This is a genomic window from Solibacillus palustris (genome assembly GCF_022549215.1).
Taxonomy (GTDB): Bacteria; Bacillota; Bacilli; order Bacillales_A; family Planococcaceae; genus Solibacillus; species Solibacillus daqui.
The window spans coordinates 791,404-817,341 of sequence record NZ_JAKZFC010000001.1 but is presented as its reverse complement, the minus strand read 5'-3'; the positions used below and the strand labels follow the sequence as shown (position 1 = coordinate 817,341).

The 25,938-nt window shown below is 38.4% G+C and carries 24 protein-coding genes; 4 read left to right on the top strand and 20 right to left on the bottom strand.

All coding sequences use genetic code 11. From position 1 onward, the window contains the following. Positions 1–21: 21 nt before the first annotated feature. From LZ480_RS03795 to LZ480_RS03720, 16 genes are all read right to left on the bottom strand, one after another. Positions 22–279, bottom strand: a complete 258-nt coding sequence (locus LZ480_RS03795) for a DUF3243 domain-containing protein (protein WP_241368049.1) — start codon at positions 277–279, stop codon at positions 22–24. 46 nt (positions 280–325) lie between these two features. Continuing rightward, entirely contained in the window at positions 326–1,054 is a 729-nt protein-coding gene (gene ymfI / locus LZ480_RS03790; protein WP_241368048.1) for an elongation factor P 5-aminopentanone reductase, read from the bottom strand. Next, the gene (gene yfmH / locus LZ480_RS03785) at positions 1,054–2,355 is read right to left on the bottom strand and encodes an EF-P 5-aminopentanol modification-associated protein YfmH (RefSeq protein ID WP_241368047.1); all 1,302 of its coding nucleotides are present in this window, start codon (positions 2,353–2,355) and stop codon (positions 1,054–1,056) included. Before yfmH ends, ymfI begins: the two co-directional genes overlap by 1 nt. 3 nt (positions 2,356–2,358) lie before the next feature. After that, the gene (gene yfmF / locus LZ480_RS03780; RefSeq protein WP_241368046.1) at positions 2,359–3,621 is read right to left on the bottom strand and encodes an EF-P 5-aminopentanol modification-associated protein YfmF; all 1,263 of its coding nucleotides are present in this window, start codon (positions 3,619–3,621) and stop codon (positions 2,359–2,361) included. Between the two features lie 449 nt (positions 3,622–4,070). Then, the gene (locus LZ480_RS03775) at positions 4,071–5,030 is read right to left on the bottom strand and encodes an ABC transporter permease (protein ID WP_241368045.1); all 960 of its coding nucleotides are present in this window, start codon (positions 5,028–5,030) and stop codon (positions 4,071–4,073) included. Between the two features lies 1 nt (position 5,031). Continuing rightward, positions 5,032–6,081, bottom strand: coding sequence for an ABC transporter permease (locus tag LZ480_RS03770; protein WP_241368044.1), 1,050 nt, complete (start codon positions 6,079–6,081; stop codon positions 5,032–5,034). Next, positions 6,081–7,613, bottom strand: a complete 1,533-nt coding sequence (locus LZ480_RS03765) for an ABC transporter ATP-binding protein (RefSeq protein WP_241368043.1) — start codon at positions 7,611–7,613, stop codon at positions 6,081–6,083. Before LZ480_RS03765 ends, LZ480_RS03770 begins: the two co-directional genes overlap by 1 nt. 297 nt (positions 7,614–7,910) lie before the next feature. Then, complete coding sequence (locus LZ480_RS03760) at positions 7,911–8,987, bottom strand: BMP family lipoprotein (protein ID WP_241368042.1); 1,077 nt, start codon at positions 8,985–8,987, stop codon at positions 7,911–7,913. Between the two features lie 63 nt (positions 8,988–9,050). Beyond that, the gene (locus LZ480_RS03755) at positions 9,051–9,779 is read right to left on the bottom strand and encodes a GntR family transcriptional regulator (protein ID WP_241368041.1); all 729 of its coding nucleotides are present in this window, start codon (positions 9,777–9,779) and stop codon (positions 9,051–9,053) included. A 198-nt stretch (positions 9,780–9,977) separates the two neighbouring features. After that, positions 9,978–12,281, bottom strand: a complete 2,304-nt coding sequence (locus LZ480_RS03750) for an FtsK/SpoIIIE family DNA translocase (RefSeq protein WP_255731171.1) — start codon at positions 12,279–12,281, stop codon at positions 9,978–9,980. 93 nt (positions 12,282–12,374) lie between these two features. Next, entirely contained in the window at positions 12,375–14,042 is a 1,668-nt protein-coding gene (locus LZ480_RS03745; RefSeq protein ID WP_241368040.1) for a ribonuclease J, read from the bottom strand. 194 nt (positions 14,043–14,236) lie between these two features. Then, entirely contained in the window at positions 14,237–15,148 is a 912-nt protein-coding gene (gene dapA / locus LZ480_RS03740) for a 4-hydroxy-tetrahydrodipicolinate synthase (RefSeq protein ID WP_241368039.1), read from the bottom strand. 15 nt (positions 15,149–15,163) lie between these two features. Continuing rightward, a complete protein-coding gene (locus LZ480_RS03735) occupies positions 15,164–16,204 on the bottom strand; it encodes an aspartate-semialdehyde dehydrogenase (protein ID WP_241368038.1) in 1,041 nt (346 codons plus the stop codon). Positions 16,205–16,289: 85 nt separating this feature from the next. Beyond that, positions 16,290–16,880: a dipicolinate synthase subunit B gene (locus tag LZ480_RS03730; RefSeq protein ID WP_241368037.1), complete on the bottom strand. Its 591-nt coding sequence runs from the start codon at positions 16,878–16,880 to the stop codon at positions 16,290–16,292. After that, a complete protein-coding gene (locus tag LZ480_RS03725; RefSeq protein ID WP_241368036.1) occupies positions 16,873–17,646 on the bottom strand; it encodes an NAD(P)-dependent oxidoreductase in 774 nt (257 codons plus the stop codon). Before LZ480_RS03725 ends, LZ480_RS03730 begins: the two co-directional genes overlap by 8 nt. Beyond that, on the bottom strand, positions 17,643–17,912 hold the full coding sequence (locus LZ480_RS03720) for a YlmC/YmxH family sporulation protein (RefSeq protein WP_241368035.1): 270 nt from the start codon (positions 17,910–17,912) through the stop codon (positions 17,643–17,645). Before LZ480_RS03720 ends, LZ480_RS03725 begins: the two co-directional genes overlap by 4 nt. A 144-nt stretch (positions 17,913–18,056) precedes the next feature. Here LZ480_RS03720 and LZ480_RS03715 point away from each other — a divergent pair, with 144 nt between their 5' ends. From LZ480_RS03715 to LZ480_RS03700, 4 genes are read left to right on the top strand one after another with little or no spacing between them, the layout of a single operon-like run. Then, entirely contained in the window at positions 18,057–18,434 is a 378-nt protein-coding gene (locus LZ480_RS03715; RefSeq protein WP_241368034.1) for a GntR family transcriptional regulator, read from the top strand. Next, complete coding sequence (locus tag LZ480_RS03710; protein WP_241368033.1) at positions 18,431–19,273, top strand: ABC transporter ATP-binding protein; 843 nt, start codon at positions 18,431–18,433, stop codon at positions 19,271–19,273. The genes LZ480_RS03715 and LZ480_RS03710 overlap by 4 nt, the downstream gene beginning before the upstream one ends. After that, the gene (locus tag LZ480_RS03705; protein WP_241368032.1) at positions 19,273–19,881 is read left to right on the top strand and encodes a hypothetical protein; all 609 of its coding nucleotides are present in this window, start codon (positions 19,273–19,275) and stop codon (positions 19,879–19,881) included. The genes LZ480_RS03710 and LZ480_RS03705 overlap by 1 nt, the downstream gene beginning before the upstream one ends. Then, on the top strand, positions 19,878–20,498 hold the full coding sequence (locus LZ480_RS03700; RefSeq protein ID WP_241368031.1) for a hypothetical protein: 621 nt from the start codon (positions 19,878–19,880) through the stop codon (positions 20,496–20,498). Before LZ480_RS03705 ends, LZ480_RS03700 begins: the two co-directional genes overlap by 4 nt. Before the next feature lie 36 nt (positions 20,499–20,534). On the opposite strand, the gene LZ480_RS03695 is transcribed toward LZ480_RS03700, so the two are convergent. The 4 genes from LZ480_RS03695 to ribF form a co-directional block, all read right to left on the bottom strand. Next, positions 20,535–21,764: a M16 family metallopeptidase gene (locus LZ480_RS03695; RefSeq protein ID WP_241368030.1), complete on the bottom strand. Its 1,230-nt coding sequence runs from the start codon at positions 21,762–21,764 to the stop codon at positions 20,535–20,537. 299 nt (positions 21,765–22,063) lie between these two features. Continuing rightward, positions 22,064–24,175 (bottom strand): polyribonucleotide nucleotidyltransferase, encoded by a 2,112-nt coding sequence (gene pnp / locus LZ480_RS03690; RefSeq protein ID WP_241368029.1) that lies wholly within the window; start codon positions 24,173–24,175, stop codon positions 22,064–22,066. 391 nt (positions 24,176–24,566) lie between these two features. Beyond that, positions 24,567–24,836, bottom strand: coding sequence for a 30S ribosomal protein S15 (rpsO, locus tag LZ480_RS03685; protein ID WP_241368028.1), 270 nt, complete (start codon positions 24,834–24,836; stop codon positions 24,567–24,569). A gap of 140 nt (positions 24,837–24,976) precedes the next feature. Beyond that, positions 24,977–25,927: a riboflavin biosynthesis protein RibF gene (ribF, locus tag LZ480_RS03680; protein WP_241368027.1), complete on the bottom strand. Its 951-nt coding sequence runs from the start codon at positions 25,925–25,927 to the stop codon at positions 24,977–24,979. Positions 25,928–25,938: the final 11 nt, after the last annotated feature.

Below are 25,938 nucleotides of genomic sequence, written 5' to 3'. Positions count from 1 at the left end.
ACATCCTTCTTTACTATTCGGTTAATTTGTCGGTTTTTGTTGAACGATTTTCATAACACAACTCGCTAACGCTTGCTTTTCATCTTTGTCAGCGACAGCCCATAAATCTGAAAGCACGCGTTCCTGTTCATTTTGCGGATCTACATTTTTTGCTAAGTATTCCCCAATTTGAACTGCTGCTTTTTCGATCATCTTTTTCGGTACGCCACTATCCTTTGCATCCGTTACTTGCTGCCCTAAAAAACTTGTCCATTGCTCCCAGTTTTGCAATATACCCATACGTTTCCCCTCCTCTCGCACACTTAGTATGAACAAGAAGAGGGAATTATATGTACCATCCACCGTTTACTCGAATAATTTGACCCGTAACATAATCGGCTTTACCACTCACATAAAATGCGACCATATTGGCAATATCACGTGCTTCACCAAAAGCCTGCAGTGGAATCTGGCTCTCAAGTTCTTCGCGTTCAGTCGCATCTAATTTTGCATTCATTGTTGTATCAATAATCCCCGGTGCAATTGCATTAACTCGAATGCCATTAAAGGCTACCTCTTGTGCATAGGCCTTCACAAAACTATGTTGTGCCCCTTTTACTGCAGAATACACAACCTCTCCTGCCGCGCCAACATCGCCCCAAATGGACCCAATGACAAGTACATAGCTTACTTTATGAGCTCGTAATTTACTTGCTAAAAGAGCCGTAGTACGCATGGGATTTTGAACATGTACACACCACAGTTTGTTCATATCAGCACTTGATGTATCTTCAAGTAACCCGTAATACGCATGGCCATTTGCAAATATAATTGCTTGCAATGAAAAAATTTGTGCTGCAAGCTGTTCTGCACTTGTTTCAGCACTAAAATCAGCTTGCACCGGAATAAATTCTTGCTGTGGATAACTTTCCGCTAATTGCGCATACAACGCTTGTACCCTTTCTCTACTCGCGTTGTAATGCAAATACAACGACCAGCCGTCTTGTGCGAGACTACGACAAATTGCTTCGCCAATCGCACCAGACGCTCCACAAATTAATGCAAATTTCTTCATTATGCCTTGCGCTGACTAACCGGTAAAATCGTGAATACGGTTTGCTGTTCTTCGCCTTGTACAGTTTTGAATGCTTGCACGATATCTTCTACTGTGAGTGTTTCTAACATTGGCACAACATCAAATAAGTTCATATCGTTAAATTTATAGCGTGTAAATTGGTTGGCGATAAATTCGATTGAATTTAATGCACGTAAGAAGAAGCCGATTTTTTTACGTTTGATTCGCTCTACATCTTCTACTGTAAATACGTTGTCATTTTCTGCTTGCGCTAATTTTTCTTTAATAACTTCTATTAACTTATCTGGTTGCTCTGTATCAGAACCGATTAATGCAAAGCCATAGCCCTGTTCTAATGAGAAATCATAGCCATATGATTCATCGATTAAGCCGTTGTCATAAATGTCTGTGTAGAACTGCGAAGCACGACCAAATAGGCATTCTAATGCAATTTGTACAGATAGCTCATGCTTTAGCATCGCCTCGCCGCTTAAATTCACATCTTTTGCTTTTAATCCTACATATACTTTCGGTTTTTGGACATCCATATGAAGTTCACGTTCTTTTATCGCTACTGTTGATGGTTCTTCATCAAATAGACGCTTTAACGGTGTCGCTTCAGGGAATGTTTTTTCGTTTTGGTTGTTTTCGATAAATGTCATCATTTCTGTTGGGTCTACTGCACCAATGACAAATAGCAGCATGTTCGATGGGTGGTAGAACGTGTTGTAGCATGTATATAAATGCTCGGCTGTAATGCCACCTATCGTTTCAATTGTACCGGCGATATCGATTTTTACAGGATGATTGTGGTACATGTTCTCGATTGCGCCAAAGTATAAACGCCAATCTGGTTGATCATCATACATCGTAATTTCCTGTCCGATAATGCCCTTCTCTTTGTTTACTGTTTCCTCTGTGAAATAAGGCTCCTGCACGAAGTTTAATAAGGTTTCTGTGCTTTTCTTAATATGATCGGTTGCCGAAAATAAATAAGCTGTTCGTGTAAATGACGTAAAGGCATTTGCTTGCGCGCCGACTTCGCTAAATTTTTGGAATACGTCGCCATCTTCTTTTTCGAACATTTTATGCTCTAAAAAGTGCGCAATCCCGTCTGGAACAGTAATCGCTTCTGTTTCACCAATAGGTACGAATGTACGATCAGTCGAACCATACTTTGTCGTAAACGTTACAAATGCTTTTGAAAAGCCTTTTTTCGGCAAAATGTAAACGTCTAAGCCATTGTTTAATTTTTTATAATAAAGGGTTTCTTCTAGTTGTTTAAATTCAATCGTTTGCAAGTGTTACTCCTCCTTACCGCATAAGAAATACGTTGCCTGTAATTTAATTTGCTTTGCCATTTCTTGTACATCTTGTTTTGTCACATTTGACCAGCGCGTAACCCATGTGTCTAATGTAAATGGCTCTGGCAGCTCTTTATATTGGTCAAAAATTTCAATTTGACCGCGTGATGAATCTAATGCTTCTTTTAATTGGTTAATAAGCATTGCTTTTGTTTGCGCTAACTCCAGATCGGTAATTTCTCCATTTTGAATCGAAGTTAACTGCTCTGCGATTACTAAGCGCGCTTTTTCTTCATTTGTAGGCTCAATGCCTGATACAACAAATAGTAAACCATAGTGTGAAGAATACGAGCTTGAGGCATAATACGCTAAGCTTTCCCTTTCACGCACATTCATAAAAATTTTCGAATGGGCATAGCCGCCGAAAATACCGTTAAAGATTTGCATTTTCGCAAAATCTTCATCGCCAAAGCGCACAGGTGTTGAATATCCGATATGCAGCTTACCTTGCTTCATTTCTTGTGTTTCTTTTGTATATTGTTGTACTTGATCATTAAATGCAATTACTTTTGGTAAGTTGACGTTTCCACGATCTGCAAATGGTAACGCCTTTTTAATTTTGGCTGTTATTTCATCTACATCGACATCACCTACTATATAAATGTCGATAACGTCGTTTTTTAGCATTTCTTCATAAGTTTTTGTTAATGAGGCAGGTGTAATTGCTTTTACATCGCCAATCGTACCGTTCGCTGAAAATGAAGCCGGTGAATTAGGACGTAAAATTTCAGTTAAACGCTTTTGTGCATAGCGTGATTTGTCATCAAATATAGATTGAATACGCTGCACAACCATACTTTTTTCGCGTTCTACAATTGCTTCTTTAAATTGGCCATTTTCAAAATTCGGTTTAAAGATTGCTTCATTAATTAACTCAATTGCTTCATTTAATACATTACCGTGCGATAAATACTGGTCATTAACCGTTTCCACATTGAATAAAAGCGTATGCTCCGCGCCACGCTTTGTTGTATCAAAGTATAATACTGTGCCAAATAGATCATCTAAATAGCTACGGTAGCTTGCTGAAGTTGGGAATTTTTCGTTACTATGCTGCAAGACATTTGAAAGTACCGTGCGCTCTGATGCTGTTTTTTCAGAAAGTGGGGCTCTCCACTTAATTGAAAAATTTATAGTTTTAAATTGAGCCGTTTGTCGTATATGAAGCGAAACACCTTTCGCAATTTCAGTCGTTAAAAACAAAAAAACTCCTCCTGACTACCTAATAAAATCATTCTTCTTCTACTATACATGTGTTGTATCGCTTTGTGCAAAATTATTATCCAAAAGTTGTCGAAACCGGCAAGAAATCCATGAAATTCATCTGTTTTTCGTTTTAGTATGGCGATTTGGACAATAAATATTCTCCGTAGTGAAAATTGCTTTTCTAGCGGTTTGGTTGCTGGAGATTGGGATTGCGCGGAGTGGTGTTTTTTGGGTATTCGCACGTATTTTTTTAAATTCGCACGTAAGCCTGGTGATTTCGCACGCATATTCAAAAAAGCGCACATAATTCATGAAAAATCGCACGTATCCACGCTTGACATAAACTCGTGCACATCTCTCACTATTTCGCACATATGAGCATTAACTCCGCAACCAATGCAAAAAACCTCTGTACAATGAAATTGTACAGAGGCTTGAAATTCATTTTATCGCTTACCTTTAATGTAAGGTATACCTGACGCTTTTGGTGCTACTGCTTTACCGATGAAGCCTGCTAATGCAAGAATCGTTAATATATACGGTAAAATTTGTAGAATTACTGGTGGGATGTCCTGGATGAGTGGAATATTTCCACCTGCGATACTTAGTGTTTGCGCTAAACCGAAGAATAGTGCGGCACCTAATGTACCAAGTGGATGCCATTTACCAAAGATCATCGCTGCGATGGCAATGAACCCTTGCCCCGCAATTGTTGAAGCTGAGAAGTCGCCTGATACAGTCATTGCTAATGACGCACCACCAACTGCCGCTAATGCACCTGAAATCATAACACCGATATAACGCATTTTTGCTACGTTAATCCCCATCGTATCTGCTGCCATTGGATGTTCCCCAACTGCACGAATACGTAAACCAAATGGCGTTTTGTATAAAATGTACCAAGCACCAATTGCTACGATTAACGCGATAATCGTTGTTGCATATACATCATGGAATAGTAGCTTACCAAAGAACGGTATATCTGATAAATATGGCACTTCAAAACGACGAATCGGTGCCTGAATCATATCCGTTTGGCCTTTATCATAAATTAATTTTACTAAGAATACTGTAATCGCAGCGGCTAACAAATTGGACGCTACCCCTGTAACAGTTTGGTCTGCGCGGAATGTTACTGCCGCTATAGCGATGATTAAAGAGAATATGGCACCTGCTACTAAAGCTGCAAGTAATGCGACCCAAATAACCGCTTTACCAAATTGATCGTAAAATTCTAAGTTTACATAAATCCCTGTAAACGCACCAACAACCATTAAACCTTCAACACCGAGACCAATTACCCCAGCACGCTCAGAAAATAATGCTCCTATACCTGTAAAAATAAGTGGTGTTGCATAAAGTAGAGCAGAAGGGACAACAAAGTATAACACCTCTAAAAAGCTCATGTTACTTGCCCTCCTTTTTCTTTCCGAATTTCTCTAAACCAACGCGTAAAATATAGCCAGAAGCTACGAATATAATAATTACAGCAATAATAATTGACACGATTTCTTCTGGAATTCCAGCAGCGTTTGGCATATTTAATGCCCCATATTTTAAAGAACCAAATAATGATGCCCCGAAGAATACACCAATTGGGTTATTGGCACCAAGTAACGCTACTGCGATCCCGTCAAAACCAATGCCAGATTGCGCTGCTTTAATCGAAGCGTTTTGGTATGTACCAAGCGCTTCCATCGCACCAGCAAGACCTGCAAAAACACCTGAAATTGTCATTGCTAAAATGATGTTTTTCTTTACATTCATCCCTGCATATTCAGCTGCATTTTTGTTAAAACCTACTGCCTTTAGTTCGTAACCACGTGTTGTTTTTTCAAGTAAGAACCACATAATAAATACCATTAAAATGGCAACAATAATCCCTAAGTGCATACTAGAGTTATCTGTAAACTCACGTAGCCATTGATTACGTAAAGTTGCCGATTCTAAAACAGTTGGTGTTTTAAAGCCACCGTCTGATAATGATCTAATGACTGCATTTGTAACATAAAGTGCTGTATAGTTTAACATGATAGAAGCAATTACTTCATGAACATGAAGCTTGGCCTTTAAATAACCAACAATAAATGCCCAGAAAGCACCCGCTGCTGCCGCTGCAAGTAAAGCCAATGGTAAGTGGATAATACGAGGTAATCCTTCAATTGCATAACCAACATATGCCGCTGCTACCCATCCCATTAATAGCTGACCTTCTACCCCGATATTAAATAGCCCTGTACGGAACGCAAATGCTACCGCAAGTCCTGATAAAATATAAGGTGTAATTTGACGAATTGTATTTCCTATTGAATACGCATCACCAAAAATCCCGTTCCACAGCGCAATGTATCCGTCTACGGCATTATAGCCACTGACAACCATGATGATGCCACCAACTAATAAACCTAAAATAACAGAAATAACAGGAACGAGAATATTGATTGTACGATTAGACATTATTCGTTCCCCTCCTTCGCCTTACGCTTTTCGCCGGCCATTAATAGACCTAGCTCTTGTTCAGTTGTTTCTTTTGGATAGACTGTATCAATAATTGTTCCATCATAAATAACAGCAATTTTGTCGGAAACATTCATAACTTCATCCAACTCAAACGAAATTAGTAATACCGCTTTTCCTTTATCACGTTGTTCGATTAAGCGTGAATGAATAAATTCAATCGCACCAACATCAAGACCACGTGTAGGAAGTGCCGCAATTAATAAATCCGGGTCTCGATCAACCTCACGACCAATAATCGCCTTTTGTTGGTTACCACCAGAAAGTGCACGGGCTGGCGTCATTTCACCTTGGCCCGTACGAACGTCGAACTCTTCAATCACTTGACGTGCTTTTTCGTTAATTTTTTTATAGTTCATTACAAAGCCTTTTGAAATTGGTTCTTTGTAATAAGTTTGCAGTGCAATATTATGACCAATCGGGAAATCCAGTACAAGTCCGTGCTTATGACGGTCTTGTGGGATATGCCCCAAACCTGTTTCAGTAATTTCACGTGGCTTTAAGCCTGTAATTTCTTTACCGTTTAGCGTCACTTTACCGCTCTTAATTTTACGAAGTCCTGTAATTGCTTCGATCAATTCAGATTGACCATTTCCATCAATCCCTGCGATACCCACAATTTCACCACGGCGCACTGATAAATTTAAGCCTTTTACCTTCTCAATATTACGGTAATCCGTTACAACTAAGTTTTCAACTGAAAGTACTTCTTCAGTAGGATGTGCTTCGGTCTTTTCTGTTTTGAACTCCACTTGACGTCCAACCATTAATTCAGCTAGCTGATCTGGATTCGTTTCAGCTGTAACAACTGTACCAATCCCTTCACCTTTACGAATAATCGTAACGCGGTCTGATGCTTCCATAATTTCTTTTAATTTGTGTGTAATAATGATGATTGACTTACCTTCTTTAATAAGAAGCTTTAAAATCGCCATTAATTCTGTAATTTCTTGAGGCGTTAGTGATGCTGTTGGTTCATCGAAAATTAATATTTCTGCACCACGGTACAACGTTTTCAAAATTTCTACACGTTGCTGCATTCCAACAGAAATATCTTCAATTTTTGCGTAAGGGTCTACATCTAAATTGTATTGCTTCGATAAATCAGCAATTTTCTTTGCTGCATCTTTAATATTGATAGAACCTAATTTTGTCGGCTCACTACCTAAAATGATGTTTTCTGTAACCGTGAAGTTTTCCACTAACATGAAGTGTTGGTGAACCATCCCGATTCCTAAATCATTCGCTTTGTTTGGGTCTGTAATTTTTTCTACTTTCCCACGTACTTTTATTTCACCTGCTTCTGGTTGGTAAAGACCGAAAAGCACATTCATTAAAGTCGACTTACCTGCACCGTTTTCTCCTAACAGTGCATGAATTTCGCCTTTTTTTAATTGGAGGGTGATATTGTTATTTGCTACAAAGTTTCCGAATTCTTTTCGGATTCCAAGCATCTCAATCACATGTTCCACTCAATTCACTCCTTTAGGCTATTTAAAATTAAAATTAGTATTAGTTTAAAATTAACACATGAAAGATTTTCCAGGAAAATCTTTCATCTATCAATTTTATAGTATTCGATAAAGATTGAAAATTCCCTTTATATTACACTTCTAAATAGAACGCTTTCATTTATCTATCAATCAAATAAACATCTTTCTAAACCCTACGATTATGTTTATCAGAATTTTTCGAATTGTCCTTTAAATCACAAAATCATCATAGGCGACCTTTGCCACCTATGATGATTTCCTCCAATAATAAACGAACTATTCTTTAGGTTTTTCTTCAGAAACTTTAATTTCGCCAGAAGAAATTTTTTGTTTGTAATCTTCTACATCATCTAAAATTTCTTGTGGAATTGCGCCACGAGAATCTGCTAAGCCAACACCATCTTCAGCTAAACCGTAAACAGTTGTTTTACCACCAGGGAAGTTACCTTCTTTCGCTTTAGTAGAGATATCTACTACTGCGTTGTTAACACCTTTTAACATAGAAGTTAATGTGATGTTTGTTGAACCATCAACTTGTCCTTCAGCGTATTGGTCAGCGTCTACACCGATTACCCATACGTTAGCGTTAGGGTCTTTTGCTTTACGTTCTTTTGCTTCAGAGAATACACCGTTACCAGTACCACCAGCAGCGTGGAAGATAATATCTACGCCTGAAGAGTACATAGAGTTTGCAGCGATTTTACCTTTAGAAGCGTCATCAAATGCTTCTGTGTAGTTTACTTGGATTTCGATGTCAGGGTTTACTGCTTTAGCACCTTGAACGAAACCAGCATGGAAACGGTTGATAACTGGGATATCAACGCCACCTACGAAACCAATTTTACCTGACTTAGACATTTCAGCAGCAACTACACCAGCTAAGAATGCGCCTTCTTGCTCTTTAAATAGAATGCTTGCTACGTTTGGCGCATCTACTTCAGCGTCAATAAGTGCGATTTGAGCATCTGGATTTTCAGTTGCTACTTCAGTGATCGCGTCACCCATCATGAAACCAACACCGAATACTAAATCGAAGTCACGACGTAATAAGTTGTTTAAGTTTGTATTGTAGTCAGCATCTGATTGAGATTGTAAATAATCGAAGCCGCCATCACCTTTAGATAAACCATTGTCAGCGCCAAATTTTTGAACGCCTTCCCAAGCTGATTGGTTGAATGATTTGTCATCAACACCACCAACATCTGTTACCATGGCTACTGAGAAATTATCACCTTCGTTACCAGAGCCTGTGTTTGTGTCTTTTTCTTTAGCTTCGTCGCTACCACATGCAGCTAAGATAGCACCAGTTGCTACTACAGAAGAAATTAATAAACCAAATTTACGCTTTTCCATTAATGAGTCCCCCTCAAAGGTAGTTGATTGATGAAATTAGCAGGAATAATTAAAAAATTTGTTCTACACCCGTTTACGTACTACATGGAAGCTGAATTTATCAGCTCTGAAATAATTTTTCGAATAAAGAACTACACGATCATTTTCATCGTAATGTAGCTGTTTCAAAACAAGTAGAGCGGTTTCTGGACCACATTTCAAAATTGGAGATACTTCGTCATGGAAGCCCACCGGATCAATATAAGTGACTGCATAAGCAACACGAATATTGCCCGTTTGCTCTAAAGCCGAAAAAATCGAAACATTTTGATTGTTTAAAAATTCACTTGGCAAAAGATTCGCTGGCACCCTGTCCACACAGTAAACTACCGGCTCATTATCTGCCGTTCTTACACGTTCAATCGTTATAACATTGTCATCAATGTCAGTTTGGAAACGTTCCACATCATCTTCTGTTGCCTTTTCTTCCTTGGCACTAATAAAAATCGTACCAGGTCGCATGCCGGCATTTTCAATCATAGAAGACACACTCGATAAATGCTCAATCCCAGATGTAAACAACGGTTTTGGATTTACAAATGTGCCCACACCATGACGACGCACGATGATGTTTTCTTCTTCCAATAGTCGAAGTGCTTCACGAAGCGTTGCACGACTTACACCTAGTGTCTTTGATAATTCAAACTCAGAAGGTAATTTTTCGTTTTCACGATAAGTCCCTTTTTCAATATCTGACTTTAAACGATCAATTACTTGCAGGTATAAATGACGATGATCAGCTTTAATGGACACTTAATATCACCACCATAACATAGAGATCAGACATCTGATGTACAACATTCCTACTAATTCGTAAATAATATAACACTTTAAACACAAAAAGAAAACATATTTCTAATAATGTGTCATGTTAAATGAAATATAGAGCGAAATTATTTGAAAAACTACAAAAATAATTCATTTCTGAAAATTATTTTTTTAAATTTTCGCTTAACTATAACGATTTCCTAATACTTGTCTTGGTTTACTTCCTTCAGGTGGTCCGACAACTCCGCGCGCTTCCATTTGATCAACGATTCGTGCAGCACGAGAATAGCCTATACGGAATCGACGCTGCAATAATGACACCGAAGCAGTTTGCATTTCTACTACAAGTTGTACGGCTTCATCATAAAGCTCATCCGTGTCATCTAATTCATTTGCTACTGGTTCATCAGTTGGAATCATTGCCTCTTCGTATTGTGCTTTTTGCTGCTCTATTACACTGTCAATTACCTTTTCCACTTCTTGGTCACTTACAAACGCACCTTGTACACGAACTGGTTTTGATGCACCAGCCGGTAAATACAGCATATCGCCACGCCCTAATAAGCGTTCCGCACCGCCCATATCTAATATTGTACGTGAATCGACTGCTGATGATACCGCAAAGGCAATTCGTGATGGAATATTCGCTTTAATAATACCAGTAATGACGTCAACAGATGGTCGCTGTGTGGCAATAATTAAATGAATCCCTGCAGCACGTGCCATTTGCGCTAATCGTGTAATCGCATCTTCCACCTCATGTGAGGCAACCATCATTAAATCCGCTAACTCATCGACAATCACGACGATGAACGGTAGCTTCGGTTGTTCCTCTCCTGTTTCCATATTATGACGGATAATGTAAGCATTATAACCTTCAATATTTCGTGTACCTGACATCGAGAAGAGATCATAGCGACGTTCCATTTCAGCTACTACCTTTTGTAAAGCTTGTGAAGCTTTTCTAGCATCCGTTACAACAGGCGCTAACAAGTGAGGAATTCCGTTATATACACTTAATTCTACCATTTTCGGGTCAATCATCATTAGGCGAACTTCACTCGGTGTAGCACGCATTAAAAGTGACACAATAATGCCATTAATACATACACTTTTACCACTACCTGTCGAGCCAGCAACTAATAAGTGCGGCATTCTGTTTAGCTCTGCTGAAATCGCTTGCCCTGTTACATCTCGACCTAAACTGACAAACAGTTTCGAATCAGGCTTTACTATTTCATTGGATTCGATTACTTCACGTAATGTTACCATTGCAATTTCACTATTGGGCACTTCAATTCCTACTGCCGATTTCCCTGGAATTGGCGCTTCAATTCGAATATCCTTTGCGGCTAGTGCCAATGCTAAATCATCCTGCAAGCCCACAATTTTGCTAACCTTAACTCCCGTATCTGGCATCACCTCGTATTTCGTAACAGCCGGTCCTAAATGAGCCTGTGTCACTTTGGCCTTTACACCGAAGCTTGCAAAAGTTTGTTCAAGCTTTTTGGCATTCATCTGAATGATGGAATACTCTCCACTTTGATCATGTTGCGGTGGCGCATTTAATAGTTGAATAGACGGTAATTTATATGACTGCTGAGCTTTAGGAGGTTCCTGAACAAGCGGCGTTACATCTACTTCAACTTCTACTTCTTCTAACTTTATTACTTGTGGTGACAGCTTTTCTTCAGTAAAATTCGACACAATTGCGGGCTCATGATTTGCCGCCGTGATTACGATTTCTTCATAATTTTGTTCGAATTGATCTTCCTCGATTTCTTGCTGCGGACGACGCGCACGTTTCTTAGTTTCCTGTGGCTGTTCTACTTTGGCACGACGCTTTGGTAATTTTATTTTTCCTTTTACTGAAGGTGCTTTTTCAACTAAAAAGGGTACAAGTGCTTTTCCTGTAATTAAAATCACGCCTATTACAAACAACACAAAGGCAGCAATTTTTGCACCACCCGCGTCGAATAACACGTGCAAAATACTAAATAATAAGCCACCAATCATACCGCCACCCAACGCATTACTGCGATTGACGATTCCATCTGTGCTAATTAAAATTCGCCACGTTTCCTTTAACACCGAATTCGATAATAAACCATTCGTATTATGCAACTGTTCAAATAACATACTATGACTAAAAATTGTTAAACTCATGCCAACAAATAACACACCATAAATGATACGTGTTTTAAATGCTACGCCACGACGTTTGACCATTAACATACCCGAAATGATAAAACATAATAACGGCACAATAAAATGCAGATTACCAAAGATGAACATCGCAATCGAATGCATCCATCTACCGACTAGTCCAAATTCCAAAAACTCAATTAAGGCCAGTGCGATTAAGACTATACCGATAATTTCATATGCGAGCGGATGAAGCTCTTTTTTACTATTTGCCTTTAATGTGGGCTTGTTTTTTTGTTTTGTTTTTGCTTTCGCTTTTCCTGATTTTGATTTTCGTTCCAATAGTTCATTCACCTACTTCTTTGTTGCTTTCATAGTAACAAAAAAGGCTTTCTCACACTGCTGTAAGAAAACCCTTTTCAATTTTCGCTAATCCTAGTATTCCATAATAATTGGAATAATCATTGGACGACGCTTTGTTTTTTGGAATAGATATTGATTTAATGTGTCACGAATTTCTTGCTTAATGTTTGTCCATTCAAATGTTTCTTTACCTACGTATTTTTCGATAACTTCGCGTGCAATGTCTGAAGCTTCTTCCATTAGCTGCTCTGACTCACGAACGTAAACGAAACCACGTGATAAAATTTCTGGACCTGATGCAATTTTCTTTTGCGCACGGTTAAGTGTCACAACAACAATAAAAATACCATCTTGTGATAATAATTTACGATCACGCAATACGATATTTCCAACATCACCAACGCCGATTCCGTCGATTAAAACGTTACCAGCTTGTACACGACCAGTCATGCGCATTTTGCCACTTTTGTATTCTATAATATCGCCTTTATCTGCGATGAAAATCTGTGATTTTTGTAGCCCTATTTCTTGTGCTAATTTTGAGTGCGCAATTAACATGCGGTATTCACCTTGAATCGGTACAAAATACTTTGGTTTCATGAAGTTTAACATTAATTTTAAATCTTCTGCGCTACCATGCCCCGATACATGTACTTTTTTGTTAGATGTTAAGACATTTGCACCGGCTTTTGCTAATTGGTTCATAGTGTTATACATTTGCACTTCCATCGATGGTGATGGCGTGAAAGTAATTAATACGGTATCTGTATTTTTAATTTTGACATCACGGTGGTGTTTGCGCACGATTTTGTCTAGCGCATCAAGTGGTTCACCTTTGTTACCTGTTGCCATAATAATTATTTCATCGTCTTCGTATTTGCTGATTTCGTTTACTGGAATAATTGTATCTTCATCGACTTCTAAATAGCCTAAATTCACACCAATATCAACAATTTTCTCTAATGATTTTCCAACTACCGCTACTTTACGATAAGACTCGGCTGCTTGTGTGAATATTTGTTGAATGCGAATAAAGTTTGATGCATAAAGTGCTACAATAATACGGCCTGGCGCAGAATGAAATGTTTTTTGTAACTCCTCTGCGATGACTGCTTCACTCGTTGTATAGCCTGGGCGTTCTGCTTCAATCGACTCTGAAAGAAGCATAAATACACCTTCTTCTCCTACCATCGCCATTTTTGCTAAGTCCGGCTTGAATTTGCCTTTAGCAGCTTGGTCAAATTTAAATTCACCTGTGTGAACGATTGCCCCTTCAGACGTATGGAACACAATCCCTAGTGAATCCGGAATACTGTGAGTTGTATGGAAAAACGTTACATACGTTGAATTGAAGTTCATGCGACTATTACTCGTTACCTCGAAGAACTTCACTTGGTAAGGTGCTGGTAATTCTTTCAAATGCTCTTTTGCTAGTGCTATTGATAATTTTGAGCCGTAAACAGGTGCTTTTACTTTTCTTAACACATACGCGATCGAACCAATTGCGTCTTCGTGTCCGTGCGTTAAGAAAATCCCTTTTACACGTTCTTTATTTTCTTCTAGATACGTAATATCTGGAATGACGATATCAATTCCAAGCATTTCGTCCTCTGGGAACATTAACCCACTGTCTACTACGAAAAGCTCTTCGTCGATTTCAATTACATACATTGATTTTCCGATTTCGCCAACGCCGCCAAGCGGGATGACACGGATTAATTCGTTTTTTGTCTTTGTCACTTTGTTTCCTCCTAAAATGTTCCGAACAGCAACCACTTAAAATTCATTATACGGTGGAAATGGTGTTAGTACAAATAAAAAAATGTTATTTATCTATTTATTGAGCTTTATAATTTATGTACTACATTTTCGAACAAAACTGATAATAGAGGCAAAAAACACCAACTCCATTAAGAAGTTGGTGATTTTTCGTGTTAACTGTTTTGTAAGGCACGGAATTTATCGGCTTTTGCTTGATACGTATCCCAAATCACGTCAAATGCTTCTTTTTCTTCTGGAAGCATTTCCATCATCGGCATGCGTACATCTAAAGTATCAAAGCCTAGCTTTGTCATCGCATATTTAATTGGCGATGGATTTGGCTGTGCAAATAGCGCACGGACAAGTGGTAATAACGCTCGGTGAATTTGAGCCGCCTCCTGATGACGACCTTCCTCAAACGCTCGAATCATTTGCTGCATATCTTTTCCGACTACATGTGAGGCCACCGAGATTATACCGCGACCACCAATCGCAAGTAACGGTAAGGTTAAGCCGTCATCACCAGAATATACGTAAAAGTCTGGCTCAACGTTTTCGATAATGTCACCCATTTGGTCTAAGTTACCGCTCGCTTCTTTAATACATGTAATATTTTCAACATCACGGCTTAATGATATTGTCGTGTCAGCTAAAATATTGGCGCCTGTACGACCTGGTACATTATATAGCATGACTGGCAGTTGCGTTTCTTTTGCGATTGTTTCAAAGTGGGCATACATACCGCGTTGGTTAGGCTTATTGTAGTATGGGGTTACAAGCATAATACCATTTGCACCGTTTTCTTCTGCTTTATGTGTCATCATAATCGAATATGCCGTTTCGTTATCCCCTGTTCCCGCAATAACTGGCACACGACCTGCTGCTTTTTCAACTGTGAAACGTACTATTTCAATTTTTTCTTCCGTTGACATTGTCGGGTTTTCTGAAGTTGTACCACATGCGACAATGCAATCTGTTCCATTTTCAATTAAATGATTAATAATACGCTCAAGTTCAGGATAATTAATGGTACCATCTTTTTTAAATGGCGTAATCATCGCTGTACCAATTCGTCCGAAATCCATTCGTAAATCCCCCTCTTATAGTATGTTATCCTCTAACAAAGCTTCTGCTATTTGAATAGAATTTAGTGCAGCACCCTTTAGTAAATTGTCAGATACGATCCATAAGTGGAAGCCTTTTTTGTTATCTAAATCTTGGCGAATACGACCTACAAATGTTGCTTCTTCGTTTTCTGCAAAAATTGGCATCGGATAAAGCTGTTGTGTAATGTCATCTTGCAATGTAATACCTGGTGCAGCTTTTAAGACTTCAAAAATTTCTTGTACTGTTGTTTCTTGCTCTACCTCGATATATACAGATTCTGAGTGACCTGAAACTACGGGTACACGTACACATGTAGCTGCTACTTTCATGCCGGGTGCTTCCATAATTTTCTTCGTTTCGTTAATCATTTTCATTTCCTCATACGTAAAGCCATTATCTGTGAATTTGTCAATTTGCGGAATAACGTTACGTGCGATTGGATAATGCTTTACATCTGATTTAACTGGTAATACGTTTGCTTCTACATTCTTGCCTGCTTCCCACTGTGCGCTTTGCTCGCGTAATTCTTCAATCGCTGCAATACCTGAACCTGAAACGGCTTGGTAAGTAGAGACGATAATTTTTGTTAAACCAAATTTTTCACGAATTGGTTGAAGGGCTGCTACCATTTGGATTGTTGAACAGTTTGGATTAGCAATAATCCCTTTAGGAATTGTTTTTAAAACATGGCGGTTTACTTCTGGTACAACAAGTGGTACTTCTGGGTCCATACGGAAGTGACTAGTGTTATCAATAACGATTGCCCCACGTTTTGCTGCTTCTGGCGCTAATACCTCAGACACTGAGCCTCCAGCAGAGAATAATGCTACATCTACACCTTCAAAGCTTTCTGGTGTTGCTTCTTCGATTTTATACTGTGTTCCATTAAATTCAATTGTTTTACCTGCAGAACGAGCCGAGGCTAAAAATTTGATTGTCTCGATTGGGAAATTACGCTCCACTAACTTCTCCATCATTTTTGATCCTACTGCTCCTGTTGCACCAACTACTGCAACATTTAATTTTTTCGTCATGTCTCATCTCTCCTATAAATAATCGGTATGTATATAATGTTGGATATTGTAACATAAATTATTTGAATTGTGCTACAATATTTGACTATTTAAAATATTGTATAAATATAGGTTGTATTTGTTTTTTATGAGCGAGCGTATATGCGACAGTTTCGAGCATTTTCGTGAAGTCTGATATACAGGACGTAGGTTTTTTTATTGGATCATCTTGACCGAATGGAATAAAGAAAATGTTTTTGGCATTCATTAATTTCATTAAATTCATACCGTTTAATCCAAGTGCATCATTTGTAGAAATACCGAGGACAACAGGTGAACCATTACGAAGTGTAGCCTTAGCAGCCATTAATACTGCACTATCAGTTGAAGCGTTGGCAAATTTACTTAGGGAATTCCCCGTTAACGGAGCAATAACCATACAATCAAGTGGATTTTTCGGTCCGAATGGCTCTGCTTCAGCGATAGAGCTTACCACTTTTTCCCCGGCAAGCGCTTCTATTTTTTCAATCCATTCTTCACCTGTTCCAAAACGTGTTGCGGCATGTAAAACTGAAGGTGTAATAATTGGTACAACCGTTGCTCCCGCATTTCGTAAATCTGTAATTTTCGGTACTACATCTTCATACGTACAATGCGATGCCGTGATACCTAATCCGATTCGTTTTCCTTCAAGCATTGATGTGCTCCTTTCTTAAACGTAAAACCGTCTCACACATTACATTTGCAGCAGCATGCGGAAAAAATTTCCCAGGCAATGCTGGCAGTAATTCATATTGCGATAATTTCAGCTCATCTAAACAACCCGGTGCAGACGCGACATCATATATTGGACAGCTCAATAGTGGCTGATACGTTTCATTCAACCACTTTGTTGGAATGGTATTAATCATCAAATCTGTTTTTGGCATGGTTTGGTTAAGTTCGATTCCTTCATAACCATATGCAATCGCCTCTGCTTGCTGTGCCTTAGAACGAACTGCAATAATGACCTGCGCATGCAAACGATTAAAAAACAACGCAAGCATCTTGCCCACACGACCAAAGCCAGTAATGAGTACTTTTTTGTGCTGTACACTGAACTTTTCTGCATAAAGATGTGCTAACAAACCTTCAGCAGTGAGTGCTGCATTTTTCCAAATAAACGTTTCATCTTGCAAGTAAAAATAGAGCTCTTTATTTTTTAATACCTCATACCATACATCTGTCAATCTCCCTGCAAAAATCTGCGCCTGACTAATTCCCGCAAGTTGATCGACCTTTAACTGAAGTGATTGAATAGGTAGCACAACATGGGTTGGATGGAATTCTAATGCCGTTTTATTTAGCTCCGCGTCCCATGCATCACGATTTTTGTAATACACTGTACGCGAATCATTTGTTAACTGTTTCGCTAAATACTTCATCCGTTCATCGGTCCCAATAACAAGCCAGCGCTCCGTCATCGTTCAATCTGCTTTAACGTTGATGTTGTTTTATGAAATAAGATTCGGTCTTCTCCTATAAGTCGGATTTCCTCCCACGGAATGTACTTCACCATTCCGCCTTTCTTTTTTTGAAACGGCATTTTTACCATTTGCGCAGGCATTTCAAAACCGATGATTTTCCCTGTTTTTGCATCAAATATACATTCTGTCTCCGCTAAAAAGCCATAGCGCACACCATTATTCATTTCGATTAATTCCTTTTCTGCAAGCTCTGACAACAGCATCCTTCTCCTCCTTTATATGAGCTACCAATACTATATGCGCCTTCGCCTATAAGCGTGAAAGTTGAATTTTCAGATTTTTCGTGGACAATTGCCACAAAACTGTATACACTGTATATATACAGTTGGAACATAGGTGGTGATTGGATGATTATAAAGTTGAGTAACAATAGCGACCAGCCCATTTACGAACAAATTACCGATCAATTAAAACAAGCGATTTTATCAGGTGTGCTCATGACGGGTGATGCCCTACCTTCAATTCGTGCGCTTGCTAAGGAATTAAAAATTAGTGTGATGACGACGAAGCGAGCCTATGCCAATTTAGAACGTGATGGCTTTATCGAAACGATTGCCGGCAAAGGTAGCTATGTATCCGAGCGCAATCAAGATTTTTTACGCGAGGAGCTCATTCGTCAAATTGAGGTTCATTTGACAAAAGCAGTGTCTATTGCGAAATTAGCCTCTGTTGACAAAGACTCGATTCACGAGCTACTAGACTTACTATTGGAGGAATCGCCATGAATGTTATTGAAGTGAATAATGTTTGGAAACGGATTAAGAAATTTCAGCTTACTAATATTTCGTTCCACGTTGAAGCGGGAACAATTGCCGGTTTTATCGGACAAAATGGATCAGGAAAATCGACAACTTTGAAATTATTGCTGAACTTATTAAAGCCTGATGAAGGAGAACTCTTTATTTTAGGGAAAAATGTTGCGGATAATGAGGTCGACATTAAAGCTCAGATTGGGGTCGTATTTGATGAACTACATATTCCGCAGCATTTAACAGCGAAAGATATTAACTCGTTATATCGTGAATTGTATCCGAAATGGAATACGGACACTTTTTATGGATTGCTTGAACGCTTTGATGTGCCGAAATATGATGCAATCAAAAAAATGTCAAAGGGAATGAAGGCTAAGCTCGGTATTATCGTGGCGCTTTCTTATGATCCAAAAGTGTTATTGCTCGATGAACCGACAAGCGGACTTGACCCGATTGTTCGCGATGAGGTACTTGAGTTATTACAAACGTTTATGGAGCAGGAGGATCGCGCAATTTTAATTTCTTCACATATTACGAGTGATTTAGAAAAAATTGCTGATTCGATTGTTTTTATTCATGAAGGTAAAATGTTATTTCATGAAAACAAAGATGAATTGCAATATGGCTACGGTATTTGGAAAGGTACTCATGAGGAGGCTAAGGTCATTCCAAAACACGCAATAATCGGTAAACGTGACTATGTGTTTGGCGTGGAGTATTTAGTTCAGCGAGAGTTTGTGAGTCCTGTTATTGAGCTAACAAAGCCCACAATTGATGAATTGATGCTGTTTTTTGTAAGGGGGCGTAAGTGATGACGCTTTTTTTGACGCGCTATTTTTTAAGGGAACTATCGGCGTGGGTATGGTTTACACCTCTTGCGTATAGTTTTATATTATTGCTAGGAGCGGTCATTGGTCTTCACTTCTATATTGTTCTAGTGTTCATTATCGGTTCTTGTGCGGTTGTGTTCTCTAAATATAATGTATTACGAAGCGAATATTCAACGACATTAACAGTCGCTCCTCTTCCATCGAAAACAATTGTTCATGCTGATTTCACTTTTTTAAGCTGGATTACTTTTTGTTATGTAATCTTTGCGTTAGGAGCAATTACCCTTTTTACATTACTCATTGAAAAGGAATTTATATTTCCTACGGTACAACAGCTTGGATTTATAATCAGTTGTTGTTTAGCGATCATTACCCTTAGTATTTGGATACTCACACTTAGATTAAATACTACTTCGCTGAATACTTTGCTCATTATGGTTTTATTTTTACCTATATTTCTTACTTCTAATAATTTGACATTATTTGCAAGCTCTTTTGGTCTTCATTTTTTCTTTTTGATGCTTGTGATTATTAGTTTGAGCTATTTTAGTATGATAACGCTTGGAAAAAGGAGGTGGGGATTTAAATGATGACATTATTACGCTTTCACATTCGTTATTCCAGTAAGTCCATTGTATTTTTTATAGTATTAGCAATTGCTTTAGGTTTCTTAAACTCAAATCAAGTGATTAATATTAACATAGTCTCACTTGTAACATTTTTTACCATTTATATTCCATCGCTTTGCATTGCACATCTTTTAAGTGAACCATTTAGTAAACTAATCCGAACATTTCCAATTACATTCAAACAATTTGTGAAAAGCTCTTATTTGTATATAATAATTTTATATAATGTCATGATTATTCCCGTTTTTATAGTATTAGCCAATCAATATTTCAAAGGAAATATAACCGTATTTGCATTGTGTTACACACTTGGCATTTTTGCATTTAGCATTGTTACTACTGGTGGTGCATTAAAAGCACATTTTAAACACCCTGCTAATAGTAAATCCTTTTCGGGTTCAGATATGTTTTTTTATATTCTATTTGTTTTCATTACCCATACATTACTCTGCTTTTTATTTTCTCTATTCGATTTCATCTTGGTTGGCGCACTTATCACACCGATTATCTGTTTCGTAATTTTCTATAAACAATACAAAGCTTCCGTCAAACTTTATGAACAAGCTGAATTTCTATAAAAAAACAACAGCGCCGATAAAGTGCGCTGTTGTTTTTTATTCTTCGTTTTCTGGGCCAATAATGGCGATTGCTGGTTCTGTTAATAGTATTTCTGTAATGAGCTCATCAATCGTATCCATTGATATGGCATCAATTTTTGCCAATACTTCATCAACCGTACGATGGTGTTGATGAATGAGTTCATTGACCCCGTTGCGATTCATGTAGTCTTCTGTTCCCTCTAAACCTAATACAAAGCTGCCCTTTAGTTGCTCTTTCGCATTTTCAAGCTCTTCTTCCGTCACGCCACCTGTGACTACATCAAATAATGTTTGGTCGATTTGCTGTTTTAAGGCGTCTAAGTTTTGCTTAGAAGCGGATGCATAAATCGTAAACACCCCTACGTCCTCATAGCTAGATTGATAGCTAAATACGGAATATGCTAAACCGCGTTCCTCACGTACATCTTGAAACAAACGCGAGCTCATATTGCCACCAATTATATTATTCATCGCAATAAAGCTATACATTCTTGCATCTTTTATACTAATTGCTGGGAATGAAATTGCGATATGTGCCTGTTCGGTATCGCGTGTCTTTTCAACTTCCCCCGCTGCGAATATTGGGAATGAAGGTTTCGATATGATCATCTGTTCGCTTGCTTCATATTGACCGAAAAGCTGCTCTATTTTTTCAAGTAAGCCCTCTTCAATATTACCTGCAATAGAAATCACGACATTTTGTGGTCCATAATGCTTGGCCATATAGTTGCGAATCATCGCTTCATTAAATGTCGCTAACGTTTCAGATGTTCCTAAAATTGGTCGACCGAGTGCATCGTTTGGATACGTGACTGCCCACAGCTTTTCATGAACATCGTCTGCGGGATCATCTTCACTCATGTAAATTTCTTCAAGCACCACTTGGCGCTCACGCTCGATATCTTCTTTTGTAAACAACGAGTTGAAAAACATATCCGCTAAAATATCCACGGCTATTTCTCCATGATGGTCTAAAACCTTAGCATAATAGCATGTGTTCTCCTTGGATGTGAAGGCATTAATTTCGCCACCAATGCGGTCAAACTCCTCGGCAATTTGACGCGCAGTACGATTTTTTGTGCCTTTAAAAAGCATATGTTCAATGAAATGCGTTATGCCGTTTTCTTTGATTGTTTCATAGCGTGAGCCTGCATTCACCCAAATACCGACTGATAATGAGCGCACATGTGCCATCTGCTCCGCAACGATTCGCACACCATTTTTAGCTGTAATAATTTGTACCATTGTATTTCTCCTTTATTTTAGAAAGATATATTTTAAGGTAATATCCATGAGTTGGAGTTGACCTAATTTTTCATTAAAATGTGGATTTATAGTTAAAAAGTTGGAATTCGCACGTATTTCCCAAAAATCGCACGCATATACTCTAAATTCGCACATACCTTGTGTAATTTCGCACGCAAACCCTAAAAAACCGCACATATTTCCTTACATGAATCCCCTTATATATTTTTATATGTTGCTATCCACCAAAAAAGAGGCTGTACAATTGTGTACAACCTCCCTTTTATATTGCCTAAAAATTACGCTTGTTCTGCGCGCTCTTTTTCTTCTTTGATTACGATTTTGCGTGATAAGTTTACGCGGCCTTGGTTATCAATTTCGATACATTTCACAAGTAATTGATCGCCGATTTTTAATACGTCTTCTACAGCTTTCGTACGTTCTTCTTGAATTTCTGAAATGTGTAGTAAGCCGTCTTTACCAGGGAAGATTTCACAGAATGCGCCGAATTTTTCAATACGTTTAACTGTAGACATATAGTACTCGCCTACTTTTGCTTCACGTACGATTGATTCGATAATTTCTTTCGCGCGGTTAATCATTGCTTCATCAGCTGAAGCGATGTAGATTGTACCGTCTTGTTCTGTATCAATTTTAACGCCTGTTTCATCGATAATTTTGTTAATTTGTTTACCACCAGGTCCGATTACGTCACGGATTTTATCTGGGTTGATTTTGATTGAAATAATTTTTGGTGCATACGTTGATAACGACGTACGTGGTTCAGAAATTGTCGCCATCATATGCTCTAAAATTTGCATACGACCGATTTTTGCTTGTGTTAACGCTTCTTCTAATATGTTGCGAGAAAGACCGTCGATTTTGATGTCCATTTGAAGTGCTGTTACACCTTTTGCTGTACCAGCTACTTTAAAGTCCATATCACCAAGGTGGTCTTCCATACCTTGAATATCTGTTAATACTGTATAGTTGTCGCCTTTTTTTACAAGACCCATCGCGATACCTGCAACTGGTGCTTTAATCGGAACACCTGCAGCCATTAGAGACATAACTGATGCACAGATCGATGCTTGAGAAGTAGAACCGTTTGATTCTAATACTTCCGCTACACAACGAATTGCATATGGGAATTCTTCTTCAGATGGTAAGACAGCTAAAATCGCACGCTCACCTAACGCACCGTGACCAATTTCACGACGGCCTGGAGAACCATAACGACCTGTTTCCCCTACAGAGAATGCTGGGAAGTTGTAATGGTGCATGAAGCGTTTTGTTTCTTCAACGCCTAATCCGTCAATGATTTGTACATCACCTAAAGGACCTAATGTTGTAATCGAAACTGCTTGTGTTTGTCCACGTGTGAACATTGCTGAACCATGTACACGAGGTAAAAGGTCTGTTTCAGATGATAATGGACGGATTTCGTCTTGTTTACGACCATCTGGACGGATTTTATCGTCTGTAATTAAACGACGTACTTCATCTTTCACCATTTTATCTAAGATGGAATGTACGTGTTTCATTGTATTTTCATCAGCTTCTTGTGCTTCATACGATTCAATTACACGTTCTTTTACAGCTGTAATATTTTCTTGACGCTCTTGCTTATCCACTGTTTGAATTGCCGTGTTCATATCTGCTTCACACGCCGCTTTAATCGCTGCTGTTAATTCAGCATCTAATTCGAAAAGTACAACTTCGATTTTCTCTTTACCAACTGCTGCAACGATTTCTTCTTGGAACGCGATTAATTTTTTAATTTCTTCATGACCGTACATGATTGCTTCTAACATAATTTCTTCAGGAACTTCTAAAGCGCCTGCTTCTACCATGTTGATTGCATCTTTGTTACCAGCCACTGTTAAGTGAACTGTTGATTTTTCTGATTGCTCTAACGTTGGGTTCAATATAAATTCGCCATCGATATAACCAACGTGAACACCCGCGATTGGACCATCGAATGGAATATCCGAAACAGCTAATGATAAAGAAGAACCAAACATTGCTGTTACGTCTGCCGGGCAATCTAGGTCGTTAGACATTACCATTAAAATTGATTGAACTTCGTTACGGAAGCCATCTGGGAACATAGGACGAATTGGACGGTCGATTAAACGAGATGTTAATACAGCTGTCTCTGATGGACGGCCTTCACGTTTAATGAAACCTCCTGGAATTTTACCTGCTGCATATAAACGTTCTTCATAGTTAACTTGTAACGGGAAGAAGTCTGTTGCTTTTGCTTGTTTTGACATTGTTGCAGTTGCTAATACCGCTGTTTCGCCATAGCGTACCATAGCAGCACCATTTGCTTGTTTTGCTAACTGACCTACCTCTACAACTAAAGGTCGGCCAGCCCATTCATACGAAAAGACCTTTTTTTCGTTCATTAAATGAACCCCTTTCTTATTGAAACACTCTACGCATCTTTTTATGTACCATAGTTAGTGTATCAAAAAAGCTATATCTATGCTAAATTTTTTCAATAAATTCATCATTAAATTTATAAATATTATATTTGGTGCCTTCAATTAAAAGCATGATCAAAATGTATACGCTAATTTATAATAGTTTATCATTAAATACTATACTTTATAATGAATAAATCGTTGTTTTTCGTTATGGCAATTGCCTTTCGTCTCCCCGAGCTAATCCTCAGTTAACCGCGTTCACTTCAAACAACTATACAATTTATACGTAAGTTACATTACTAATAAAATTTTTCCAAACAATATCTAAACATAATAAAAAGCGGGAAAAATCCCGCTTTTTATTGTTAGATTAACGACGTAATCCAAGTTTGTTGATTAATTCACGGTAACGTGCAACGTCTTTTTCACGTAAGTATTTTAATAAGTGACGACGTTTACCTACCATTTTTAAAAGACCACGTTGAGAGTGGTAGTCTTTTTTGTGAGTAGCTAAGTGTGCGTTTAAAGCGTTGATTTCTGCAGTTAATACAGCGATTTGTACTTCTGGAGAACCAGTGTCGCTTTCGTGAGTACGGTACTCAGCGATGATTTCATTTTTACGTTGTTGTGTAATTGCCATGTTAAATGACCTCCTAAATTAAAATATCCCCGTTAGCACAGCAATCGCTGGAGTTGCGTATAGCCGAGCTAAGGTTCGTACATTTCGTACTAATGAATAGTACCATACAAAGTTGCTACAAATCAACTATTTAACTTGATTCAGCATAACTGTTCAAAGTAGTGAATCGCCTGCTGTTTGTCGTGCTCAATTTGTTCGATTAATGCATCGATGCCACTAAACTTACGCTCGCTACGGATACGTTTGTACCAGCCAACAACAACTTCTTCACCATAAATATTTTTGTCGAAGTTTAAAATATGGACTTCGATTGATAATTGTTTTTCTTCTGGGTTTTTAAACGTTGGTTTATAACCCACGTTACATACGCCGTTATACCATTTGTTTTGCACCAAAATTTTCACTGCATACACGCCCGTTGCTGGAATATAGCAGCCTTCCATTGCTTGTACATTTGCTGTTGGGAAGCCCATCGTACGTCCACGTTTATCACCATGCACAACAATCCCCGGTACTTCAAACGCGCGCCCAAGCAATGTTCGCACTTGCTCCATATCACCATCTTGTAATGCGTTACGAATGCGCGTTGAGCTAATTTTCTCTTCTACATCTTGTTGTTTTTCAACAATTGTCACACCAAACTGGCCATGCGCTAATTGCTTCATCATGTCCATATTGCCTTTGCCGAATGCGCCAAACGAATAATCAAAACCAGCTGTTACGTGCTGCACATTTAAATCTAAAATGAAATACTGCACAAATTGCTCTGGTGTTAGCTTTGCAAAATCTGATGTAAAATTCACGACAAATACTGCATCTATACTCAATTCTTCAAAAGTATCCAGCTTTTGCGCAAGCGGCGTAATATAAAATACCTTTTCGTTACGTCCACCTAAAACAATCGATGGGTGTGGATCGAATGTCATCACCGCACTTTTGATACCAAGCTCTTTTGCAGTTGCTTTTGCTGCGTTAATTACCGCTTGATGCCCCTTATGTACACCATCGAAAAAGCCAACTGCTAATGAATAGGCTTGTTTATTTGACTCTTGTGATAATTGATATGGATATTTTAAATGAATTACGTCCATAACTAATGTGC

What these genes read in the sequence shown, in the direction of transcription:
- LZ480_RS03715 (WP_241368034.1), top strand. Translation starts at nt 18,057, where the DNA reads ATGATTATAAAGTTGAGTAACAATAGCGACCAGCCCATTTACGAACAA.
- LZ480_RS03700 (WP_241368031.1), top strand. Translation starts at nt 19,878, where the DNA reads ATGATGACATTATTACGCTTTCACATTCGTTATTCCAGTAAGTCCATT.
- LZ480_RS03735 (WP_241368038.1), bottom strand. Translation starts at nt 16,204, where the DNA reads ATGACGAAAAAATTAAATGTTGCAGTAGTTGGTGCAACAGGAGCAGTA.
- LZ480_RS03760 (WP_241368042.1), bottom strand. Translation starts at nt 8,987, where the DNA reads ATGGAAAAGCGTAAATTTGGTTTATTAATTTCTTCTGTAGTAGCAACT.
- LZ480_RS03695 (WP_241368030.1), bottom strand. Translation starts at nt 21,764, where the DNA reads ATGGTACAAATTATTACAGCTAAAAATGGTGTGCGAATCGTTGCGGAG.
- LZ480_RS03795 (WP_241368049.1), bottom strand. Translation starts at nt 279, where the DNA reads ATGGGTATATTGCAAAACTGGGAGCAATGGACAAGTTTTTTAGGGCAG.
- LZ480_RS03730 (WP_241368037.1), bottom strand. Translation starts at nt 16,880, where the DNA reads ATGCTTGAAGGAAAACGAATCGGATTAGGTATCACGGCATCGCATTGT.
- rpsO (WP_241368028.1), bottom strand. Translation starts at nt 24,836, where the DNA reads ATGGCAATTACACAACAACGTAAAAATGAAATCATCGCTGAGTACCGT.
- LZ480_RS03720 (WP_241368035.1), bottom strand. Translation starts at nt 17,912, where the DNA reads ATGCTGTTGTCAGAGCTTGCAGAAAAGGAATTAATCGAAATGAATAAT.
- LZ480_RS03725 (WP_241368036.1), bottom strand. Translation starts at nt 17,646, where the DNA reads ATGACGGAGCGCTGGCTTGTTATTGGGACCGATGAACGGATGAAGTAT.
- ymfI (WP_241368048.1), bottom strand. Translation starts at nt 1,054, where the DNA reads ATGAAGAAATTTGCATTAATTTGTGGAGCGTCTGGTGCGATTGGCGAA.
- LZ480_RS03775 (WP_241368045.1), bottom strand. Translation starts at nt 5,030, where the DNA reads ATGAGCTTTTTAGAGGTGTTATACTTTGTTGTCCCTTCTGCTCTACTT.
- pnp (WP_241368029.1), bottom strand. Translation starts at nt 24,175, where the DNA reads ATGAACGAAAAAAAGGTCTTTTCGTATGAATGGGCTGGCCGACCTTTA.
- LZ480_RS03770 (WP_241368044.1), bottom strand. Translation starts at nt 6,081, where the DNA reads ATGTCTAATCGTACAATCAATATTCTCGTTCCTGTTATTTCTGTTATT.
- LZ480_RS03705 (WP_241368032.1), top strand. Translation starts at nt 19,273, where the DNA reads ATGACGCTTTTTTTGACGCGCTATTTTTTAAGGGAACTATCGGCGTGG.
- dapA (WP_241368039.1), bottom strand. Translation starts at nt 15,148, where the DNA reads ATGGATTTCGGACGAATTGGTACAGCGATGATTACGCCATTTAAAAAA.
- LZ480_RS03710 (WP_241368033.1), top strand. Translation starts at nt 18,431, where the DNA reads ATGAATGTTATTGAAGTGAATAATGTTTGGAAACGGATTAAGAAATTT.
- ribF (WP_241368027.1), bottom strand. Translation starts at nt 25,927, where the DNA reads ATGGACGTAATTCATTTAAAATATCCATATCAATTATCACAAGAGTCA.